Origin of the sequence: Enterococcus florum, from assembly GCF_004309355.1 — a bacterium.
Taxonomy (GTDB): Bacteria; Bacillota; Bacilli; order Lactobacillales; family Enterococcaceae; genus Enterococcus_A; species Enterococcus_A florum.
The window spans coordinates 16,895-36,520 of the sequence record NZ_BJCC01000022.1; the positions used below are offsets into that span (position 1 = coordinate 16,895).

At 37.7% G+C, this 19,626-nt stretch carries 26 protein-coding genes and 1 pseudogene; 25 read left to right on the forward strand and 2 right to left on the reverse strand.

The features are described from left to right. Positions 1-94: 94 nt before the first annotated feature. From NRIC_RS12700 to NRIC_RS12720, 5 genes are all read left to right on the forward strand, one after another. A complete protein-coding gene (locus tag NRIC_RS12700) occupies positions 95-250 on the forward strand; it encodes a DUF960 family protein (RefSeq protein WP_146623080.1) in 156 nt (51 codons plus the stop codon). Positions 251-362: 112 nt separating this feature from the next. Then, positions 363-500 (forward strand): type II toxin-antitoxin system RelE family toxin, encoded by a 138-nt coding sequence (locus NRIC_RS19875; protein ID WP_227873799.1) that lies wholly within the window; start codon positions 363-365, stop codon positions 498-500. Then, positions 484-663 carry a winged helix-turn-helix domain-containing protein gene (locus NRIC_RS12710; RefSeq protein ID WP_146623081.1) on the forward strand — a complete coding sequence of 60 codons (180 nt, stop codon included), beginning with the start codon at positions 484-486 and terminating at the stop codon, positions 661-663. The genes NRIC_RS19875 and NRIC_RS12710 overlap by 17 nt, the downstream gene beginning before the upstream one ends. A gap of 303 nt (positions 664-966) precedes the next feature. Continuing rightward, positions 967-1,188 carry a type II toxin-antitoxin system RelB family antitoxin gene (gene relB / locus NRIC_RS12715; protein WP_146623082.1) on the forward strand — a complete coding sequence of 74 codons (222 nt, stop codon included), beginning with the start codon at positions 967-969 and terminating at the stop codon, positions 1,186-1,188. A 4-nt stretch (positions 1,189-1,192) separates the two neighbouring features. Next, positions 1,193-1,471: a type II toxin-antitoxin system RelE family toxin gene (locus NRIC_RS12720; protein WP_146623083.1), complete on the forward strand. Its 279-nt coding sequence runs from the start codon at positions 1,193-1,195 to the stop codon at positions 1,469-1,471. Between the two features lie 121 nt (positions 1,472-1,592). Here NRIC_RS12720 and NRIC_RS12725 read toward each other — a convergent pair whose 3' ends face one another. Beyond that, positions 1,593-2,513 (reverse strand): sugar-binding transcriptional regulator, encoded by a 921-nt coding sequence (locus NRIC_RS12725; protein ID WP_146623084.1) that lies wholly within the window; start codon positions 2,511-2,513, stop codon positions 1,593-1,595. A 160-nt stretch (positions 2,514-2,673) separates the two neighbouring features. Here NRIC_RS12725 and NRIC_RS12730 point away from each other — a divergent pair, with 160 nt between their 5' ends. From NRIC_RS12730 to NRIC_RS12745, 4 genes are all read left to right on the forward strand, one after another. Beyond that, on the forward strand, positions 2,674-3,510 hold the full coding sequence (locus tag NRIC_RS12730; protein ID WP_146623085.1) for a class II fructose-bisphosphate aldolase: 837 nt from the start codon (positions 2,674-2,676) through the stop codon (positions 3,508-3,510). A gap of 16 nt (positions 3,511-3,526) precedes the next feature. Continuing rightward, a complete protein-coding gene (locus NRIC_RS12735; protein WP_146623086.1) occupies positions 3,527-4,222 on the forward strand; it encodes a triose-phosphate isomerase in 696 nt (231 codons plus the stop codon). 5 nt (positions 4,223-4,227) lie between these two features. Then, positions 4,228-4,746, forward strand: coding sequence for a YjbQ family protein (locus NRIC_RS12740; RefSeq protein ID WP_146623087.1), 519 nt, complete (start codon positions 4,228-4,230; stop codon positions 4,744-4,746). 81 nt (positions 4,747-4,827) lie between these two features. Beyond that, positions 4,828-5,268, forward strand: coding sequence for a PTS sugar transporter subunit IIA (locus NRIC_RS12745; protein ID WP_146623088.1), 441 nt, complete (start codon positions 4,828-4,830; stop codon positions 5,266-5,268). Positions 5,269-5,370: 102 nt separating this feature from the next. On the opposite strand, the pseudogene NRIC_RS12750 reads toward NRIC_RS12745, so the two are convergent. Next, positions 5,371-5,628: pseudogene (locus tag NRIC_RS12750) on the reverse strand (nucleoside-diphosphate kinase); the annotation flags it as partial. A 587-nt stretch (positions 5,629-6,215) separates the two neighbouring features. Here NRIC_RS12750 and NRIC_RS12755 point away from each other — a divergent pair. The 16 genes from NRIC_RS12755 to NRIC_RS12830 all read left to right on the forward strand — a co-directional run bounded on the left by NRIC_RS12755 (position 6,216) and on the right by NRIC_RS12830 (position 19,457). Next, on the forward strand, positions 6,216-7,460 hold the full coding sequence (locus NRIC_RS12755; RefSeq protein ID WP_146623182.1) for an NAD(P)H-dependent oxidoreductase: 1,245 nt from the start codon (positions 6,216-6,218) through the stop codon (positions 7,458-7,460). 71 nt (positions 7,461-7,531) lie between these two features. After that, entirely contained in the window at positions 7,532-7,924 is a 393-nt protein-coding gene (locus NRIC_RS12760) for a transcriptional regulator GutM (protein WP_146623089.1), read from the forward strand. A 15-nt stretch (positions 7,925-7,939) separates the two neighbouring features. After that, the gene (gene srlA, locus NRIC_RS12765) at positions 7,940-8,473 is read left to right on the forward strand and encodes a PTS glucitol/sorbitol transporter subunit IIC (protein WP_146623090.1); all 534 of its coding nucleotides are present in this window, start codon (positions 7,940-7,942) and stop codon (positions 8,471-8,473) included. A gap of 35 nt (positions 8,474-8,508) precedes the next feature. Then, the gene (gene srlE, locus NRIC_RS12770) at positions 8,509-9,519 is read left to right on the forward strand and encodes a PTS glucitol/sorbitol transporter subunit IIB (RefSeq protein WP_146623091.1); all 1,011 of its coding nucleotides are present in this window, start codon (positions 8,509-8,511) and stop codon (positions 9,517-9,519) included. A 25-nt stretch (positions 9,520-9,544) separates the two neighbouring features. Beyond that, on the forward strand, positions 9,545-9,898 hold the full coding sequence (locus tag NRIC_RS12775; RefSeq protein WP_146623092.1) for a PTS glucitol/sorbitol transporter subunit IIA: 354 nt from the start codon (positions 9,545-9,547) through the stop codon (positions 9,896-9,898). Between the two features lie 52 nt (positions 9,899-9,950). Further along, positions 9,951-10,913: a sugar-binding transcriptional regulator gene (locus NRIC_RS12780; protein WP_146623093.1), complete on the forward strand. Its 963-nt coding sequence runs from the start codon at positions 9,951-9,953 to the stop codon at positions 10,911-10,913. A 52-nt stretch (positions 10,914-10,965) separates the two neighbouring features. Beyond that, positions 10,966-11,919, forward strand: coding sequence for a sugar-binding transcriptional regulator (locus NRIC_RS12785; RefSeq protein WP_146623094.1), 954 nt, complete (start codon positions 10,966-10,968; stop codon positions 11,917-11,919). A gap of 144 nt (positions 11,920-12,063) precedes the next feature. After that, the gene (locus NRIC_RS12790) at positions 12,064-12,372 is read left to right on the forward strand and encodes a DUF960 family protein (RefSeq protein ID WP_146623095.1); all 309 of its coding nucleotides are present in this window, start codon (positions 12,064-12,066) and stop codon (positions 12,370-12,372) included. A 147-nt stretch (positions 12,373-12,519) separates the two neighbouring features. Then, complete coding sequence (locus NRIC_RS12795; protein ID WP_146623096.1) at positions 12,520-12,777, forward strand: hypothetical protein; 258 nt, start codon at positions 12,520-12,522, stop codon at positions 12,775-12,777. Between the two features lie 117 nt (positions 12,778-12,894). Continuing rightward, a complete protein-coding gene (locus NRIC_RS19720; RefSeq protein WP_175580088.1) occupies positions 12,895-13,095 on the forward strand; it encodes an alpha-galactosidase in 201 nt (66 codons plus the stop codon). Positions 13,096-13,190: 95 nt separating this feature from the next. Next, a complete protein-coding gene (locus tag NRIC_RS19725) occupies positions 13,191-13,436 on the forward strand; it encodes an alpha-amylase family protein (RefSeq protein WP_146623098.1) in 246 nt (81 codons plus the stop codon). 195 nt (positions 13,437-13,631) lie between these two features. Further along, complete coding sequence (locus NRIC_RS12810) at positions 13,632-13,931, forward strand: hypothetical protein (protein ID WP_146623099.1); 300 nt, start codon at positions 13,632-13,634, stop codon at positions 13,929-13,931. A 131-nt stretch (positions 13,932-14,062) separates the two neighbouring features. After that, entirely contained in the window at positions 14,063-14,905 is an 843-nt protein-coding gene (kduI, locus tag NRIC_RS12815) for a 5-dehydro-4-deoxy-D-glucuronate isomerase (RefSeq protein ID WP_175580089.1), read from the forward strand. 21 nt (positions 14,906-14,926) lie between these two features. Then, positions 14,927-15,733: a gluconate 5-dehydrogenase gene (locus NRIC_RS12820; RefSeq protein ID WP_146623100.1), complete on the forward strand. Its 807-nt coding sequence runs from the start codon at positions 14,927-14,929 to the stop codon at positions 15,731-15,733. A 152-nt stretch (positions 15,734-15,885) separates the two neighbouring features. Continuing rightward, positions 15,886-18,627, forward strand: coding sequence for a sigma 54-interacting transcriptional regulator (locus NRIC_RS12825; RefSeq protein ID WP_175580090.1), 2,742 nt, complete (start codon positions 15,886-15,888; stop codon positions 18,625-18,627). 23 nt (positions 18,628-18,650) lie between these two features. Beyond that, positions 18,651-19,457: an HAD family hydrolase gene (locus tag NRIC_RS12830; protein WP_146623102.1), complete on the forward strand. Its 807-nt coding sequence runs from the start codon at positions 18,651-18,653 to the stop codon at positions 19,455-19,457. The last annotated feature ends 169 nt before the right edge of the window (positions 19,458-19,626 follow it).

Here is a 19,626-nt window from a genome sequence, read left to right on the forward strand (position 1 = left end):
TATCTCTGTTTACAAATATATATCATTACCATGAAGCTCAATCATCTTAATCGGTGATTGGGCTATTTTTTGTGCCTAAAAGGAGGAGTAATCAATGTTCGATACACAAGAAAATCGCTATATCACGAGGGGAGTGAATGAACAGGTGCCAAAGGAAATACAGCAACGTTGTTTTCAATTGATAGATGAGAAGGTGAAACAAGAGGATGTTCAGTTAGATTATCTACAGATATTCGAGTGCAGAGGTTAATATAGTCTTCTCCGAAAATGTGTATACTAAATTGTACTAACACCAATAATAGAATTATCGAGAATGAAGTGGTTAGACAAAAATATAGAAGGCTCATACAATCCGAAAATACGTGGTCGGTAACAAAAAGGGGATTTGGCGCTATCGTGTAGGAGACTATTGTGTGTTGTTTGAGATTGATGATGATAAATTAATTTTACTCGTTCTAACAGCAAGGCATAGGAAACAGGTCTATGAAAAGGAACGATGAACCCAACAACTCGCATCTCTCCCAGACTTCAGTCTTGATAAAGCGGATCAAGATGAAGCTCGAGAACGCCGGCTTCGACCCAGAGATGCTTCAAACCATTTGGGGCAGCGGCTATCGGCTGAGTAAGGGCGTGTTTGAGAAGGATTTTTTGGTAAAGGTTTAGCAGGGGAAGAGTGATTCACATAGGATAGATTTGAGTAATAGGTTCTTGGGGAAACTGAATGATTTTATTGTGAGATGGTTGATGGTATTGGCGTCTCTTTTTTGGTTGGGGAAGTTGACAGTTTACTCGTTACCGGACGATAAACATAGAGGGAATGCGATGAAGGTGTAAGGACAGTAACATTTTCCGAGGCAATCTTCAGGAGTCTGAATAGTAAACAATAAGCTGAAAATCGTTATACCCTTGTATAGCAAAATGTGTTATACAGATGTATAATAGAATTATCAAGAAGGGGGAGTTACCATGCCTGTTATTCCAATCAGAGTAAGTGATGATGAAATGGAGATGCTGAAAGAATATGCTAAATTTGAAAATATTTCCGTATCAGCGTTGCTACGAAACTCTACATTTGAAAAACTGGAAGACCAATACGATATAAAGATTGCTGAACAAGCTCTGAAGGAACACCAAAAAGATCCAAGCACAACGTCACTCAAAGATGCCCTGAAACAATACGGTCTGTAGAATTATGGCAAAAGAATACTCAGTCGAATTAACTAAGAGATTTCTAAAGGATTTGAAAAAAATCGACAAGTTCTCAGCAAAACTCATATTGAAGTGGTTGGACAAAAATATCGAAGGCTCAGACAATCCTAGATTACGGGGGAAGGGATTAGTTGGTAACAAAAAAGGAATTTGGCGTTATCGCGTAGGAGACTATCGTGTGTTGTGCAAGATTGACGATAATAAATTAATTGTACTCGCTCTAACAGCAGGACATAGAAAGCAGATTTACGAAAAGGAATGAAGACCTTGCCAAAGAGCTACATGTTTCGAGAGAAAACTCTGTTCACGCCTTTGGAACGTTGCCCTGTACCATAAATGATCCTATTTTTCACTAGTATTTGACACATGAAGAAATCGCTGAACTACAAAAGTTCAGCGATTTCTTCGTCAATAATTAAATCGGTAATAAAATCCATATTCAGTAAGGTTTGAACACTCTCAGCTTTTTCTTTTCCAGTTGCAACGATCGCTACACGAGGGATTTTTTGAATGTCTTTCAGTTCAATTCCAAGAAGGCGTTGAGAAAAGCCCTTTTTCAAAGGAGTCCCATCAGCGGTGAAAATCGTACTCCCAATATCTCCAATAGCATGCTCTCTTTTTAGTAACTCCGCTTCGTCTGTAGAAATGTATTTCAACTTTTTATAGGTCGAAGAACGAATCGGATCACTAACCCCTAAAATAGCAAAATCTACATTCTTTCCTTCATCAATAATTTCTTTAATTAGCTCCGTGTGAAGGAGGGTTTCTTTCACTTCCATAGTATCAGCAATTGCAGGCGCATAGAAATAGGAAACGTCACAATTATATTTTTCGGATAACACAAATGCTAAGTGATTAGAATGAAAACGGACTTCCGATAATCCGATCCCTCCTATTAAAGGAGTAATCTTCAAATGATTCAAATTCAGTAAATTAGCTTGTTCTACATATTCATAAAGTGTCGAGCCCCATCCAATCCCTAACTTGTTGATATTCTTTAGTATTGGTTCGATAAGATCGACACAGAGCTTTCCTGCAGCAGCTTTCATATCCTTCTGTGATCTTGCGGCAATTTTAATATTTTCTAGATGATACTTTTCCATTAACGCTTCTTGAAGCTTTAATAAACGTAATTCATTATGCTGAATCGTAATTTTCACTATTCCTTTTTCCTTTGCTTCGTGGAGTAGAGAAGCAACTGTTGGTCGCGAAATATTTAATTTTTTGGCAATTTCACTCTGGGTTGCTTCATCTTCATAATACAAAAGAGCTGTTTTTAGCATTAAATCCTCTCTATCAAGCATTGTCCATAGTCCTCCTTTTTATTTCGTAGCATATGTTCCTGATAATAGTATTTTATACCAAATGATATTATCCGATTCCGTTGACTTCTCATCTCAATCATACTACAATTTTTACAAAAGTAAAACATGAATTACAAATGTAAAAAAGGAGAGGATTGTTTTGTTAGTTAACTCAAAAGAAATGCTTATAAAGGCAAGTAAAGAAGGTTATGCGGTACCCGCCACTAATTTTATTGATTTAGATTCAGCACGGACTTTCGTCACAGTGGCTGAAAAATTAAATAAACCTTTGATGTTACCATTTGCACAAGCCCACAAAGAGTTGATCTCATTAGAAGAAGCAGCATTAATTGGTAAATATTTAGCCAAGAAAGTTTCTGTACCTGTAGTCCTCCATTTAGATCATGGAGAGGATTTTGAATTTATCAAGCGTGCGATTGATTTAGGATTTACTTCTGTAATGATAGATGCATCCAAAGAAAGTTTAGAGAACAATATAAAAATTACTAAACAGGTTGTTGAGTATGCGCATCAAAAAGACGTGACTGTTGAGGCTGAATTGGGACATGTAGGCGCAGGTACGAATTATGAAAATCATGAAACGACGGATTCTATTTATACAGAAGTGAAAGATGTTCAAACATTTTTAGAAAAGACAAATGTTGACTCTCTAGCAATTTCAATTGGAACCGCTCATGGAGCATATAAAGGAACACCGATTCTAAATTTCGATCGATTAGCTGAAATCAAAGAAATGACAAATGTACCTTTAGTACTACATGGTGGTTCTTCATCAGGGAATACCAATCTGAATCGCTGTGCATTAAGTGGTATTGCAAAAATCAATATTTTTACTGACTTTTTAAATTCGGCCTATAAACGAAATATGGATGGAAATCCGAAAGATTATTTAGAAATGAAGCGGTTTTCTAATGAAGCGATGGCTGAGACTTTGGAAGTTTGCTATAAAGTATTTGCAACGAAAAATGCGAAATAGAAAAGAGGAAAAAAGAATGTCAAATAAAATCAAGTATCCATTTTTCGTATTTAATCCTAAATCGTATTTATATGGAGAAGAATTACTTAAATTAGCAAAACATGCAGATGAACTAGCATTAAAGTATCCAGAATGTTCTATCCTGGTAACGGTTCCTTTTGCAGATATTATGGCAGTGAAAAATGCGACACAAAATATTATTGTAACTGCTCAGCACATGGATGGAATCGTACCTGGACGAGGGATTGGTCATGTCTTGCCTGAGTCGATTTACCATGCAGGAGCGCGTGCGGTTTTCTTGAATCATGCAGAACGTCCAATGACCGTCGCAGCGTTAGCCCAAGCGATAAAGCGTGCAAAGGATCTAGGTATTGAGACAATTGTATGTGCAGACTCAATCGCTGAGGCTAAATCTGTAGCAATAATGGGAGCAGATGTGATTTTATGTGAGCCAACCGAACTGATTGGAACAGGACAAACAAGCGATAGTAGTTATATTGAACAAACAAACCAAGCAATCAAAGAGATCGATGAAACTATTTTAGTGATGCAAGCAGCAGGGATTAGCACAGCAGATGATGTTTATCGAACGATTGAGCTTGGAGCAGATGGTACAGGATGCACTAGTGGAATTACAAATGCAGATTCACCTGCTGGTATGTTAACAGATATGGTAGATGCATTAATGAAAGCATATAGAGAAAGAGGGTAACCAGAATGGCTGTGAAACATGAACAATTGTCTCTTAAGACGCAAGCAGGAAAAATTACTTATTTAGATATCACATTGCAATTAAGAAAAGCAATAAAAAAATCAGGGATTCAAAATGGCTTTTGCGCGATTACTACACCACATACGACTTGTTCTGTGATCTTTGAAGAATATGTTCACGATAAAGACTGGAAAGGTGATGAATTCTTACAGGTTGATCAGAATAGAATCCTAGATAAACTAGTACCGAGACAATACACAGAATCTGATTACTTGTATCCTGGTCCGGCTCATGTTGAATTTCTAAAAGATTTAGCTGCAAAAGACCCCAATTATTTACCCGATCCCGTATCTATTCTAAATGCAGACGCTCATATCAAAGGCTCTTTATTTGGCGCTAGTGAAACAGTGATCATCAAAGACGGAGAACCATTAATTGGTTCTGTTGGCTATATGTATTTTGTTGATTGGGATCAAAATCGTGAACGTACACGCACATGCAATTTAATGATTATGGGTGAATAGACCTTTTTATGAAGCAATTATAGTATGGAAAGCCATACTATTTTGCTTTTTTTGTGATAGTCAAGAAGAGGAGGGGCCTTGTTGGAAATAGAGATAGTTAATTTTTTAGATATAGAAATGTCTACACAAAAAGAATTATTTGAATATGTAAGCAAAAAATTGATCAAAAAAGGATATGTTGAAGATGACTATTTAATTGGTCTAATGAATCGAGAGAAAGCATATCCAACGGGTTTAAAAACAGATGTGGTGAAAACAGCTATTCCTCACACAGAAATGGAGTTTATAAATAGACCGTTTATAGTAGTAGTAAGATTAAAAAATTGTGTTGAATTTCAGCATATGGGGAAAGAGGAAAGTGTCTTTGCAAAGTTAGTATTTTTTTTAGGTATCAGTCAAGCAAATTTTCAATTAAAAACTATACAAAAAGTTCTGAAAATAATTACTGATGAAGGGACCGTTTCAACTCTATTAAATTGCCAGGACCCAAAAGAAATAAAAGAAATCCTTCTCGCAGAATAGAATAAGTTTAAAAGGATCATTCATAAATTAATAATTATGGGTGAACTTTTTAGATATAATTTTATTATAAATGTATACAATATTCAGTTTCTTCAATGACTTTTAAATTTTTTTGCTATTAAAGAAACGCTCGATTTCAATTTTTGCAGATTTTTCGGAATCAGATACATGAATAATAGTTTTGCTTGCATCTATAGCAAAATCACCTCTAATTGTACCGGGAGCGGCTTTTATCGTATTTGTAACAATTATTTTATGGGTGATTTGGAAAACATTTTTATCTTGTAATAGGACAAATACCACTGGTCTTGAAGTCATATCACTAATAATATCAGTGAAAAATATTTTTTCCTTTAAATGATTATAATGTTCTTATACTACCTCTTCTTACAAAAATCCCTGATACATTTCTTGAATTGATAATTCACGATCCCCGAATCTTTGAATAATTCGTCCGATTTCATCGAACGACTCTTCAGGACGATATGATTTCAATCAATTGACTAACTTATCAATATGATTCATATGTTCATAATCACTGGAATTGGAACTTTGTGAGCTCGGAATGAGCTGAAAAATTATTCACCATCCCATGATTCAGAATCTGTCCATCCTTTAGAAGTAAAGAAGATAAACACTGGCCATTGAGGGATGGTAACATCCTCTGCTTTTCCTTTTGTTGCATCATTTTTTTGTGTTGTTTTAGTAAAGAAAACGAGACAACGATTTTGGAATAAGTTGTAGTTCTACTAAGAAGTGTTATCTAATACTATTCTAAAAAACAAATAATACAAGTTGTAACATATGTTCTAAATGTGAACATATGACAATAGGATGTGAAAATGTTGCTAGTAAGCGTTGACAATCACTTTTTTGATGCTATACTGAGAAATGTTAAACATATGCCAACGGTATTGGCAAATGACAAAAATGATGGAGGGTTCAAAATGACGTTATATGGTAAGTTGTTAGAAAGAGAAAAAAATGGTGCTCCAATAAAAGTTGGAGTTATTGGTGCAGGGCAAATGGGATTCGGAATGATTTCACAAATTTCGACAATTCCAGGGATGATCGTTGCAGGGATTAGTGATATTAACTTGGATGCGGCTAATCGTGCTGCTGATGCTTACAATGCAAGTGCTAATCAAAAAGTCGATATTTTGATTAGTCAAAACTTCAAAGACATTATTCATTCTGACAAGGTTGAAATTATTGTTGATGCTACGGGTGTTCCCGAGGCTGGCGCGCAAATCTCATTAGAATCCTTAATGGCTAAAAAGCACTTAGTATTATTGAATGTTGAAATTGACATTACCATTGGACCATTGATGAAAAAAATGTATGACGCAACGGACCTAATTTATACTGGTTCAGACGGTGACGAGCCAGCTGCGACGATGCAAATGTATGAATTTGCTAAAAGCATGGGGATGGAAGTATTAGTTGCTGGCAAAGGGAAAAATAATAAGCTAATGGTTCATGCCAATCCTGATACAGCTGCTGAAAAGGCCAAAGCACAAGTAATGAGCCCTAAAATTCTTGCTTCCTTCCAAGATGGCACGAAGACAATGGGAGAAATGAACTTGCTGTCAAATGCGATGGGCTTTGTTCCCGATGTTGTTGGAATGCACGGTATTTCAGCTGATTTAGATGGCACAGTTAAACATCTGGATCTAAAAGAGAACGGCGGAGTTTTAAGCAAGTTTGGCGTCGTTGAGTATGTAGATGGGATTGCACCAGGAATCTTTTGTATCGTTAAAGGACAAAATGAAGGCGTTGCTCATGAAATGAATTACCTGATGAAAAAAGGTGATCGTGATCATCATATCTTATACCGTCCATTCCACTTATGTTCGTTGGAAACGCCGATTACCATTGCTCGTGCCGTTTTAGAACAAGATACGGCAATTGTTCCAATGGGAGCACCTGTTTCTGAAACTGTTTGTGTGGCTAAAAAAGATATTAAAGCTGGTGAAAAAATTGATGGCATTGGTGGCTTCTGTGTTCGTGGAGTACTAGAAACACATGAAGACATGAAGAAGAACGCCAATATTCCAATCGGTTTAATTGCAGGAGCTGTTGCGAAGAAAGACATCAAAGATGGTGCCTTCTTGACAATGGATGATGTTGAATTGGATGAATCAACAACTGTTTATAAATTACGTAAATTGCAAGATGAGACTTTTGCTTAAAAAGAAGCTAAAGTTAGCACCAGAAAGAGTTCCAACTCTATCTGGTGCTATAAAGAAATGAGGATAATTGTATGCAGATTCTAGTGATTATTCTTTTCCTATTAATGATAGCACAAAGCTTTTCAAGCATTATTCAAGTGAAGTATTATCAAAAATTTTTTGCTAGCCTAACAAATAGGTATAAAGAGAATTCTGCCTATGAATTCTATACTGATGTCTCAAAAGGAAAGTTGTTTAGAACAATTGTTGCAGTAATCATTGATTCGAATGGGGAAATAATTAGTTGTCATATATGCAGAGGATTTACCGTATTTGCTCGCTTCAAGGAAGACACGAGTTACCGAGGCATTTCATTGAAAGGATTCTCTGAGCGGAAAGATAAAAAAGATCGCTTGACTCAAGTGGAAGATACTCTTGCGAATGTTTATTCCAGAAAGTTGGAAACGATTACTGATAATCGATAATTAGGAGGAACATAAATGAAGTATATTGAATGGTTTGGTAAAAATTTTATTGGCTTGTTTGAAGCTGGTGGGGAACAGTTTATAGGATTCATGACGGGGATTGTTCCGTTGCTTATTGTACTTTTGACATTTACTTATTCAGTCATCGCCTTTATTGGTCAAGATCGTGTAGATCGTGCAATCCGCTATTGTTCAAAATATATGATTCTTAGATATTCCATTATGCCGATTTTATCCGTAATGATGTTGACGAACCCCATGGCATATACATTTGGAAAATTCGTTAATGAAGAAGAAAAACCCGCGTTTTACGATTCTGTCGTTTCGTTTTTACATCCTGTAACAGGATTATTCCCGTATGCCAATGCTGGTGAGTTGTTTGTTTATTTAGGTATTGCGAACGGTGTTATGAAAGCAGGCTATAGTCAGTCAAGTTTAGCTGTACGTTACTTCTTGGTAGGGGTAGTGGTCATTTTATTCAGAGGAATTGTGACAGAACGACTAACGAAATTCTTGATTGCGAAAGAGTCAAAACGTGTGAATACTTAATAACGAAATGGGAACTCTAAATAGGAGGTAAGCAAATGTATAAAACAGTTTTTGTAGCACCAGGAAATAATGGTTGGGGTGTAGGATTTACATTAACACCATCAGATAAAAAGAATAAAGTTGTCTCAGTAACCGGTGGGGGGATTCATCCGGTCGCACAAAGAATTGCGGATCTTACTGGAGCCGAAGCTTGGGACGGCTTCAAAAATCAAGTGCCGGAAGAAGAAATGCTTTGCGCGGTCATTGATTGTGGTGGAACAGCAAGAATCGGTGTTTATCCGATGAAACGAATTCCAACGGTCGATATTTTACCGTCGTCGCCATCGGGACCATTAGCGAAACATATTACAGAGGATATTTTCGTATCAGGTGTTAAACCAGAAAGTATTCAGCTTTCTGACAAACAACAGGCTCCCGAAGCAACAGTTGTTGTTGAAGAAAGTGCGCCGCAGCAAGAAGAAAAGTTTGAAGATAAATATGCCAAAGCAAAGGAAGAGCATGCAAAGGAAAATGCGAAGAAGGATGGTTTTTTAGTACGTTTTTCTCGAGGTATCGGTGGTGTGATGGGAGTATTCTATCAATCAGGACGTGATGCGGTAGATATGTTACTGAAGAATATCATTCCTTTTATGGCGTTTATCAGTATGATGATCGGAATTATCAATTATACAGGGATTGGTGACTTGATTGCCAAAGTGTTATCACCCCTAGCAGGCTCCCTTCCAGGTATGATCGTATTAGCATTAATATGTAGTATTCCAATTTTATCTCCAATCTTAGGACCAGGTGCAGTCATATCTCAAGTAATTGGTGTATTGATTGGTACCCAGATCGCCAATGGTTCGATTCCTGTTCAGTATGCCTTACCCGCTCTATTTGCTATAAACGCTCATGTTGGCTGTGACTTTATTCCGGTAGGTTTGTCGTTAGGTGAAGCAAAACCTGAAACGGTTCAAGTCGGAGTTCCAGCTATTCTATATAGTAGAATGTTGACAGGTTTTACTGCGGTTATTCTGGCTTATTTTGCCAGCTTTGGTATGTACTAATAGAAGAAAATTGGAGGTATGTGAAATGGTAAGAACAAAAATTATTGAAGTTGGATCGATGGTACCAGCTTTTGAAGAAGAAAGACTTATTATTCTTTTTGGACCCAAAGCGACACCTGAATTAAGGGATATTTCTGTAATTCACGAAGTAGAAGAACAACCGAAAAACTCAATTAAAGTCGGTGGTAAATTAAAAGTCGGAGAAAAAGTGTATAATATTGAAGAAGTTGGCTCTCAGGCAAATCCTAATTTTGATGAATTGGGACATGTTTCGATTTATTTCCGTAATGAGGTTGGGGAAATTTTACCTGGGGCAATTGTTGTTAGTCCAGGAGAATTTCCGACAATTGAGGTTGGGGATGAAATAGAGTTTATTTAACGGAAAACCTCCCTTCATTTAAAAGGGAGTTTTTTTTGTAGGAGGTTATTATATGGAGGATATTTTGTCTGATCGTGACTTAGTCAGAGTGGCAACGATGTATTACAAAGAAGAGATGAAGCAATCGGATATCGCGAAGCAACTAGGCATCTCTAGGCAATTGGTTTCAAAATACTTAGTTGATGCCCGAGACAAAGGAATCGTTGATATCAATATTAACAGTTCCAGCGCGTACTCAGTTCAGTTGGAGTTACGCTTACAAAAGGCTTTTGGTCTCAAACGAGTGGCTGTATTGGATACTAGCTATTTAGAAAAACAGGAAATTGAAAAATTAATTGTTCAAACAGCCATTGCTACTTTTCGAAAGGATATTGCGAAAGCTCATAGCATCGGAGTATCTTGGGGGCGAGTTTTACGACGGTTAGTAGATGAATATCCTTATGTGAATCAGCCTGATTCAACGATCATTCCTTTAATTGGTGGGATGGGGTCTGATAAAGTGGAGGTTCACTCAAATCAGATTGCCCACGATTTATCTAGAAAAATGCGGGCAAAATGTAAGTACTTATACGTTCCAGCATTAGTTGATAGTAAAGATATGAGGGAAAGACTAGTTGAAAACGCAACGGTCAAAGATGTACTGGAAGATGGGAAAAACGTTGATTTTGCTATAGTAGGTATCGCCTCCCCATTTTCGAAAAGCAATACAATGACTGAAATAGGGTATATTGGCCAAAAGGATATCGCTGATTTGTCAGAAGCCCATGTTATCGGTGATGTGAACTCGCGCTTTTTTGATGTTGAAGGAAACGAAGTGAGCTGTCGAATCAACGAAAATGTTATTGGAATCAATTTAGAGGATATTCGGAAGATAGATAAAGTTTGCGCTATTTGTTTTGAGGATGAAAAGATGGAAGTTTTGTATACAACAATTGCTTCCAAAATAATTAACTGTATCACATTGACGGATGTATTAGCGGAGTATTTACTGGATCGAAAGGCTAGGGTTAAGTGAGTAATAAATACAGAAATATAAAGGCTTTTTAGCACGAATAGGAGGGAAACAAATGGCCCTATCTGATGATAAAAGGCTACTAGTAGAAATAGCCTCATTGTATTATGAACAGAGAAGAACGCAAGAAGAAATCGCTAAAAAAAAGAACATTAGCCGATCATTAGTATCAAAATTTTTAGCCAAGGCTAGAAATGAAGGAATCATTGAGTTCACAATAAATGATCAATACGCTGGCCCATTTAGAGAGTTAGAAGAACAAATAAAAGAAAAATACAGCTTAGATGAAGCAGTCTGTGTGGAATCGACGGATCATAGTACACAAGTAAAGGTGCTGGGGATCGCTGCAGCTAGATATTTGTCGAGGATTTTAAAGCCAACGGATATCGTTGCTGTCTCTTCAGGAACTACTGTTTATGAAGCAGCTGAAAACTATTCTAAGCAACACCAATTACCAAACGTCAAATTCATACCATTGGTTGGAGGCTTGGGCACAGAACACCTTACGATCCAATCCAATCGTGTGTGTGAATTGCTGGCTTTCAAATCGGGTGGACGTTCGACAGAGCTGCATGCTCCGATCACATTGAACGATAGTGAAGCAAAAAAAATATTAATGAAACAGTCGTTCATAAAAAAGGTTCTTGATGAAGCTGAAAAGGCAAATGTAGCACTCGTTGGAATCGGTGGAACGCCAATCTATTCCACCTTGACTAACGCCTATTTGTCAGAAAAAATCCACAACGATCCAGCCTATTCAGAAGAAAAGATTTCCGGGGATATTTGTTACAATTTTATTGACCATTCAGGAAAGGTAGCTAAATGTGCTTGGAATGACCGAGTAGTATCAATTGACTTAGATAAACTAAAAAGGATTCCCTGTCGTATTGGTGTTTCAGGAGGAAATGAGAAGATAAGCGGAATCAACGCAGCTTTAACAGGACAGTTGATTAATGTGTTGATTACTGATGAAAAAACAGGTAGAGGATTGTTAGGGACTTCACGCTGATTACTTTTAAAATGAAGAAAGTTACTTACGTTTTAGGTAGTCTATTGTGATTTAACCTCTATTATAAAGATATATTATAATAATGCAGCTCAATCATCTGTATCGGTGATTGGGCTATTTTTTGTCTAAAGGAGGAAGTAAAAAATGTTTGATACACAAGGAAATCGTTACATCACGAGGGGAGTGTATGAACAAGTACCAAAGGAAATGCAGCAACGTTGTTTTCAATTGATTGATGAGAAGGTGAAACAAGCGGATGTTCAGTTAGACTACCTACAGATATTCGAGTTCAATCGAGATGATCAGAGGGGGACGATCACGATTATCCATCGGCAGGAAGAACCTTTCTTTATTGATTATCACGAATGCCGAATAACGGAGGCTTTAACAAATTTCCAAATAAAAAAACTGTGGGTGATTGATGAGACGATGTTGTTACCGGAAGAGTATTGATCGCAGATAGTAAGCACAAGAGTAAGAAATCAGAGCAAGTGGAGTTCTGAAGGACGTAAAACAACGTAGCTGATCGAAAAGTTACAGCTAGAGCCCTCTTGGAAACCATCGGGAGTGGGGCTTGAAAAGTACGGACAGGTTGGCTCAATGCCAGTGAGAGGATGGTTTCCTTATGTGGCCGTTCATGATCAGAATAAGGATGTTACTTGGTCAGTGAGTCTTGCTCATCCTGGTTCATGGCAGATCGAAGCATATCGTTTGGATGAAGATTTATGCCTTTCTGGAGGACTAGCGGATCGTGATTATGGGCATTGGGTCAAGGCAGTTCTTACAGGTACATTATTTACTTCGCCTAAAGCTTATATTACAGTCGCACGGGGGAATGAAGAACTAGCATCTCAATGACTAACAGAAGCAGTAGAAGAACCATTAAGAGAGAAAAGACATCCTAATGAGACCGAACTTGCTGTGCAGTTCAATGAATTTTGTACTTCTCGGGGTAGACCTACAGAAGCGTCAGTTTTGGAAAATTTGGATTCATTAAAAGGTAAGAATATCCAATATTATGTTATTGATGCGGGCTGGTATGCAAATCAGCACGGGTGGGAAAAAAGTCATGAAGACTGGCAATTTAATCACGAACAGTTTCCCAACGGTCTAAAAACAGTCATTGAAGAAATTAAGAAAAACAATATGGTTCCTGGCATTTGGTTTGAAATTTAAACGGTTGGTAGTAAGTCCACCGCAAGTAAATTTTTGATCATTTACTAGCAAAAGATGGCTTTCCTCGAACTGTGGGTAGCAGGCGTTTTTGGAATATGCGTGATCCGTGGGTGAAGTGCTATTTGCAGGAGAAGGTGATTGATTTTCTTAAGGAGCACGACATTGGCTATCTAAAAATTGATTACAATGAAAATTTTGGGATTGGTTTTGATGGCGCTGCTTCCTTTGGAGAAGAAAATCGGCAGCAATTAGAAGCCAGCCAAAGTTTTATTCAAGAGATTCATAGACAACTACCGAGTTTAGTCATTGAAAACTGTTCCTCAGGTGGGCATCGTTTGTAATACTCGATGATGCAGTTGACAGATCTTTCTAGCTTTTCTGATGCTCATGAAGCCACTTGTATACCCATTATTGCTGCAAACTTACATCATCTTATGCTTCCTCGACAGAGTTTGATTTGGGCAATCATCGGAAAACAGGATTCAGTGCACCGACTGTATTATTCAATGATTAGTACCTTTTTAGGAAGAATGTGTTTGTCTGGAGATATTAATGATTTAACTCAGATTCAATGGGACGTAATCAATAATTGTCGAGACTTTTATGAGCAATGCAAAATTTTAATCAAACATGGAAGAACGAAAATTTATCGCGACGAAATTCTTTCTTATCGTGAACCGAATGGATGTCAGATTGTCTTCCGTTTTAACAAAGGCGAAGCATTAGTTGTTATCCATAATTTTGACAAAAAAGAGGTTGAAATTCCTTTTAGCATGGGCAATATATTGTATGCCTGTGGCATCGAGGAGCAAATGATTTCGATAAAACAGAATTAAATAAGTGTCGAATAGTATTTCCTCAAAAGCTCATGGTATGTGCGCTGTTAGTGGATTTAGAATAGTTCGACAGATAATGGCACAGAATTTGCTTAATTATCAGTGAACGATAAAAAAGGAGTGTTATGAGAATGCAAAAGATTGAAACACGATATACTCACAGTCCAGAGGATATCAAACACTATTCGACAGAAGAATTGCGTCGAGAATTTCTAGTTGAGAAAGTTTTTGTGCCTGGGGAAATTACTTTGACCTATACTCACAATGATCGAATGATCTTTGGTGGTGTCACACCAACGACTGAGGCATTAGAGATTGTTCTAACTTCTGAATTGGGAGTTGACTACTTTTTAGAACGTCGCGAATTAGGCGTCATTAACATTGGTGGAACGGGAACGATAGAGATTGATGGAAAAAAAGAATCTATGAAAAAACAGGATGGTTACTACATTGGAAAAGAAACCAAACAAGTAATATTCTCTTCTGATGACCCTGAGCAACCTGCAAAATTTTATATTAGTTGTGTACCGGCTCATAAAAAATACCCAAATGTGAAGATTAGTATTGATCAGATTCAACCAATGGAAACTGGTAATGGGGATACTTTGAATGAACGAAAGATCTATCAGTATATTCATCCAAATGTTTGTGAAAGTTGTCAATTGCAAATGGGCTATACGATATTGGAGCCTGGAAGCGCTTGGAATACGATGCCTTGTCATACGCATGAGCGTCGGATGGAAGCCTATGTATATTTTGATTATGCAAATGAAGATACTCGCGTTTTCCATATGATGGGAAAACCTGATGAAACGAAGCATTTAGTTGTGGATCAGGAACAGGCAGTTATTTCACCAAGCTGGTCGATTCATTCAGGTATTGGAACTAGTAATTACTCGTTTATTTGGGCAATGTGTGGTGAAAATATCACTTATACAGATATGGATATGGTTGCAATGGAAGAGTTGAAATAGAAAGAGAAATGAGGGAATAAAATGGAATTTGATATGGATATGTTTCGTTTAGATGGAAAAATTGCTTTAGTAACAGGTGCTGTTTATGGTATCGGCTTTGAAATCGCAAAATCATTAGCAGCAGCAGGAGCAACAATTGTTTTCAATAATTTAGATCAAGAGTCAGTGGACAAAGGAATCAAGAATTATCAAGCTGAGGGAATTACAGCTCATGGTTATGTGTGTGATGTGGCAAATGAGGAAGCTGTTGTCGAGATGGTGAAACAGATTGAGGCAGAAGTTGGTATTATTGATATCTTAGTAAATAATGCAGGAATAATCAAACGAATTCCAATGTTGGAGATGTCAGCGCAAGATTTCCGTCAAGTAGTGGATGTAGATTTGAATGCACCATTTATTGTGTCGAAAGCTGTTTTGCCTTCAATGATTAAGAAAGGTCATGGGAAAATTATCAATATTTGTTCAATGATGAGTGAGTTAGGTCGGGAAACTGTTGCAGGTTACGCAGCAGCAAAAGGCGGGTTGAAAATGCTGACAAAAAACATTTGTTCAGAGTTTGGTGAAGCAAATATTCAATGTAATGGAATTGGACCTGGTTATATCGCAACACCACAAACGGCTCCTTTAAGAGAACGTCAAGCTGACGGATCTCGCCACCCCTTCGATCAATTTATCGTGTCAAAAACACCTGCGGCACGTTGGGGAGAAACTGAAGATTTAGCAGGTCCAGCGGTCTTTCTTGCTTCGCAAGCTTCTGACTTTGTTAACGGGCATATTCTGTATGTGGATGGCGGCATATTAGCATATATCGGGAAACAACCAGAATAGAATAGTTGGAGCGGCCTCGATCAGTTGAGAGCTGCTCCTTTTTGCACTGTTTTCGACACAAAATAGAATTTGTGTAGAAGTGTCGATGATTATTGATTATACTAAATTTAGAGAACATATATGTCCATTAACAAATGTTAGGATGTGTTTTGATGTCAAAGAAAAAAGTATTGGAGCTGTTACACACCAATACAGAAATGGTGGATAAAATTGCAGCAGCTGACCAATTAACAGCTGAAGGAATTTCTGAAATAGTTGGTATTCAACGCAATACGACCAGCCAGTATTTGAATGAGTTTGTCAAAGAAGGCTTAGCGATCAAAGTGAAAAGCCGTCCAGCCTTGTTTTATCATAAAGCAGTTTTTGAACAACGTTTTTTTGAACCTAATTTGACTGTCTATGATAGTTTTACACAGTTGTTGGAGGAAAAACGCAGTAATGATAATAAAAATAGCGAAGTTTTTTCCTCTGTAATTGGCGCACATTCTAGCCTACAAATGGTGATCGACCAAATCAAGGCTTCTGTATACTACCCAGGAACCGGACTGCCCATCATGTTTCATGGCGATACTGGAGTTGGGAAAAGCCTGCTAGCGCAAAAAACCTATGAATTTTGTGTCGAACAAGGTTTGGTGGAGCAGGATGCACCGTATTTAGAATTGAACTGTGCGCAATATTATCATAACGAAGAATTATTGAGCAGTATTCTATTTGGTTATAAAAAAGGAGCATTTACAGGTGCGGAAGAGAATCAGATCGGTTTGCTGGAATCCGCAGATCAAGGTGTTCTATTTTTAGATGAGTGTCATCGTCTATCGCCTGAAAGTCAGGAAAAGCTGTTCACCTTTATTGATAACCAAACGTTTTCTCGCATGGGAGAAAACAATAAGCTCCGTAAATCCAAGGTACGATTGATTTTTGCCACGACGGAGGATATTCAAGATAATTTTTTACGAACCTTTGTCCGAAGAATTCCGATCACCATCAATATTCCTTCACTGCAGGAGCGAACAAATCAAGAAATCTCAGAGTACATCTATACCTTTTTGATTCAGGAGAGTATCAAATTTAACAAAGAGATTGTCGTGACACCTTGGGTCTTGAATCGTCTGATGTCTTTGAATTATCGAGACAATGTTGGAGAACTTAAAAATTTGATCAAGATCATTTGTGCTGGCGCTTATGGCCGCCAAACGAATCAAGCGCAAGTAATGATCAGTGCAGAGTCTCTGGAAGAAAGTTTGATGTCTCGCTTCTTATCCTTAAAGGAAATCGACAATATTGAGGATAGCGATCTGTTAATTTCTCCGGATAGCAAGATTACCGATTTTATTCATACCGATACGATTGAAAGTCTCATGATTAATGGCATATTCAAGGTATTTGAGAAGCTGTTTCAACAATATCAAGCAGAAGAAGTGACGGAGGACTACTTGGTTCAACAATTATCAAGAGAAGCGACGACGGTTGTTGAAATGCTGGTCTATGAGGACAATGAAGAAAAAAATACGCTGAAGCTGCTTAGAAATACGGTAAAGGAATTAGTGAATTTCCTAGAATCCAGTTTTTTTATCAAAATGCGAGGCAATTCAATTGTTGCGTTAACCAGCTATTTGTATAAAAGAAGTAGCTTCATTTTAGATGTGCCCAAGTTGAGCCAGAAGCAGCTAGAGGAGATCAAAGAATTTATTTCCATCAATCTTTTGATGGAATCCAAGCTTTTAAACGCACTGCTAGAATTAGTCGAATCAAAATTAGATGTAACGCTAACGGATTCTGAAAAAGTCCTGCTGACCTTCTATTTAAAAGGACTAGACTTAGAGGTCAAAAAACCAGAAATTCGTGGAGTTATTTTAGCACACGGTTTTTCTACCGCCAGCAGTATCGCGGATGTGGTCAATCGTTTTATGGATGAGCACCTGTTTGATGCCTTTGATATGCCCTTTAATGTTTCTTTGGAAAAGGTGAAGGAGTATATGAATCATTATATTAAAAGTAATGATTGTTCAAAAGGGCTGGTCATATTAGTGGATATGGGTTCGCTGATGTTTTTGGCAGACAGCTTGGAGCAATTATCTGGGCCATTATTGATTATGAATAATGTGACGACGCAGCAAGCGTTATTTGTGGGAGAAATGCTAAAGAAAAAGACAGATCTGGAAATAATCGCTGAAAAAATCTCTACTAACATGCCGTTTGACTATAAAATGACCTATCCATTAAAGGAAAAAGAGCTGATGATCGTTACTGTTTGCCAGACGGGACTAGGTGCTGCACAGCAGTTAAAAGAATTTTTACAGTCAAGTATTCCAAAGGAAACAGGCTTTCAGGTGGAGGCTGTGGATTATCACTATTTAAAAAAATACGGACAAGAGAATTCCTTATTCAAACTATATGAAGTCCAAGGAATTGTCGGCACAGCTGATCCAGGTGTACCTGGAATTCCCTATGTTGCTTTAGAAGATTTGATTTCGGGTAATGGACAGGAAATTATCGATAAAATTTTTGCTGAAATTAAAGACGAGGAAATCAGAAAGACGATCAATAATAATTTGGTACGTAATCTGTCCATTGAACGCTTGATTTCGGCAGTAACGATTTTGGATGTTAAACGTGTCATCGCTTATATCGATGAAGTGATCGACCGTTTTGAACGGCACGCAAAATTTACCCTGACCAATAGCAAAAAGGCTATTTTGTATGTTCATATTGCTGGCCTAGTGGAGCGTTTGATTCGTAATCAAGAGGTGACACATTATAGCGGTGAGATACGTCCGCAGAACCGCAAATTGATGATCCTGTCAGAATCGTTAGAGATTTTAGAATCTGCCTACAATATTGAGATCAGTGAATATGAGTTGAATTATTTGTATGACATAATTTTTGATTGTTAAAAGTTTTACGCAGGAGGTATCAAATGAAATTAGCCGCAATTGATTTAGATGGAACATTATTAAATAGCCAGCATCAGTTACTAGAGGTAAATACCCAAGCGTTAAGGCAGGCACAAGCACAAGGCATTCAGCTGGTTCTTGCGACGGGGAGAAGTGTTGTTTCAGCCGTGGATATACTGGAGCAAATGGAATTAGAGGGCTTTATCCTCGCCCTGAATGGCACATTTATCGCGCAAAAAACGAGTGCAGGGGTAAAAATGCTTCGCAGCTTTCAGCTAGAACAATCAGACGTGAAAAAAGCTTTTGCCCTGGCACAAGAGGAAAAGATCACCTTTATCGCCAGCAATCAATTGGGCAGTGATCGAGTTGTAATGGATGATCCAGAAGAGCTTGTCCAAGAATTTCTGATGAAGCGTGCTGACCTGAGATGCTTCACAGCGAACGAAATGCAAGAAAAAATTGATGATTCCAGTAATCACTATTTGAAACTAGCGTTTACGAATCGAAATCGGAAAAAGCTGTTGAGCTTAAAGCAACGTCTGGAAAATGCGGGACTGCCTACTATTTTTTCGGATACACATTATATTGAATACGTTCCTCAAGGAGTCAATAAAGGAACCGCCCTGCAATTTCTATGCGAAAAATTAGGAATCCCGTTAAGCGAGACCCTTGCAATCGGTGACCAAGAAAATGACATAGAGCTGTTGCAAATAAGCGGCAGAGGGATTGCGATGGGAAATGCGCAAGAGCATGTGAAAGCGGTAGCGGATCAGGTAACAGTAACCAATGACCAGGCAGGGGTAGCAAAGGCGCTGCTGCGCTATTTATAAGCTATAAGAAAAGTATGAGATTTTAGCATGAATAAGTCGCTTTATAGCAGGTAGATTCATGTCTGGCTTCACGAACTAGCTTTTTCGGCAATAAGCAAAAATATTTCGAAATTTGAGGGGCAATTTAGAAATATTTTGGTCTTATTACTCAAGAGCTGAACGAGTTCGC

Excerpts from the sequence above, each read along its gene's own strand:
- NRIC_RS12795 (WP_146623096.1), top strand. The coding sequence starts at position 12,520 with ATGCCAGTGAGAGGATGGTTTCCTTATGTGGCCGTTCATGATCAGAAT.
- srlA (WP_146623090.1), top strand. The coding sequence starts at position 7,940 with ATGAAGTATATTGAATGGTTTGGTAAAAATTTTATTGGCTTGTTTGAA.
- NRIC_RS12820 (WP_146623100.1), top strand. The coding sequence starts at position 14,927 with ATGGAATTTGATATGGATATGTTTCGTTTAGATGGAAAAATTGCTTTA.
- NRIC_RS19725 (WP_146623098.1), top strand. The coding sequence starts at position 13,191 with ATGCGTGATCCGTGGGTGAAGTGCTATTTGCAGGAGAAGGTGATTGAT.
- NRIC_RS12755 (WP_146623182.1), top strand. The coding sequence starts at position 6,216 with ATGACGTTATATGGTAAGTTGTTAGAAAGAGAAAAAAATGGTGCTCCA.
- kduI (WP_175580089.1), top strand. The coding sequence starts at position 14,063 with ATGCAAAAGATTGAAACACGATATACTCACAGTCCAGAGGATATCAAA.
- NRIC_RS12710 (WP_146623081.1), top strand. The coding sequence starts at position 484 with ATGAAAAGGAACGATGAACCCAACAACTCGCATCTCTCCCAGACTTCA.
- NRIC_RS12790 (WP_146623095.1), top strand. The coding sequence starts at position 12,064 with ATGTTTGATACACAAGGAAATCGTTACATCACGAGGGGAGTGTATGAA.
- NRIC_RS12780 (WP_146623093.1), top strand. The coding sequence starts at position 9,951 with ATGGAGGATATTTTGTCTGATCGTGACTTAGTCAGAGTGGCAACGATG.
- NRIC_RS12760 (WP_146623089.1), top strand. The coding sequence starts at position 7,532 with ATGCAGATTCTAGTGATTATTCTTTTCCTATTAATGATAGCACAAAGC.
- NRIC_RS12775 (WP_146623092.1), top strand. The coding sequence starts at position 9,545 with ATGGTAAGAACAAAAATTATTGAAGTTGGATCGATGGTACCAGCTTTT.
- NRIC_RS12785 (WP_146623094.1), top strand. The coding sequence starts at position 10,966 with ATGGCCCTATCTGATGATAAAAGGCTACTAGTAGAAATAGCCTCATTG.
- NRIC_RS12740 (WP_146623087.1), top strand. The coding sequence starts at position 4,228 with ATGGCTGTGAAACATGAACAATTGTCTCTTAAGACGCAAGCAGGAAAA.
- NRIC_RS12830 (WP_146623102.1), top strand. The coding sequence starts at position 18,651 with ATGAAATTAGCCGCAATTGATTTAGATGGAACATTATTAAATAGCCAG.
- relB (WP_146623082.1), top strand. The coding sequence starts at position 967 with ATGCCTGTTATTCCAATCAGAGTAAGTGATGATGAAATGGAGATGCTG.
- NRIC_RS12725 (WP_146623084.1), bottom strand. The coding sequence starts at position 2,513 with ATGCTTGATAGAGAGGATTTAATGCTAAAAACAGCTCTTTTGTATTAT.
- NRIC_RS12700 (WP_146623080.1), top strand. The coding sequence starts at position 95 with ATGTTCGATACACAAGAAAATCGCTATATCACGAGGGGAGTGAATGAA.
- NRIC_RS12735 (WP_146623086.1), top strand. The coding sequence starts at position 3,527 with ATGTCAAATAAAATCAAGTATCCATTTTTCGTATTTAATCCTAAATCG.
- srlE (WP_146623091.1), top strand. The coding sequence starts at position 8,509 with ATGTATAAAACAGTTTTTGTAGCACCAGGAAATAATGGTTGGGGTGTA.
- NRIC_RS12720 (WP_146623083.1), top strand. The coding sequence starts at position 1,193 with ATGGCAAAAGAATACTCAGTCGAATTAACTAAGAGATTTCTAAAGGAT.
- NRIC_RS12825 (WP_175580090.1), top strand. The coding sequence starts at position 15,886 with ATGTCAAAGAAAAAAGTATTGGAGCTGTTACACACCAATACAGAAATG.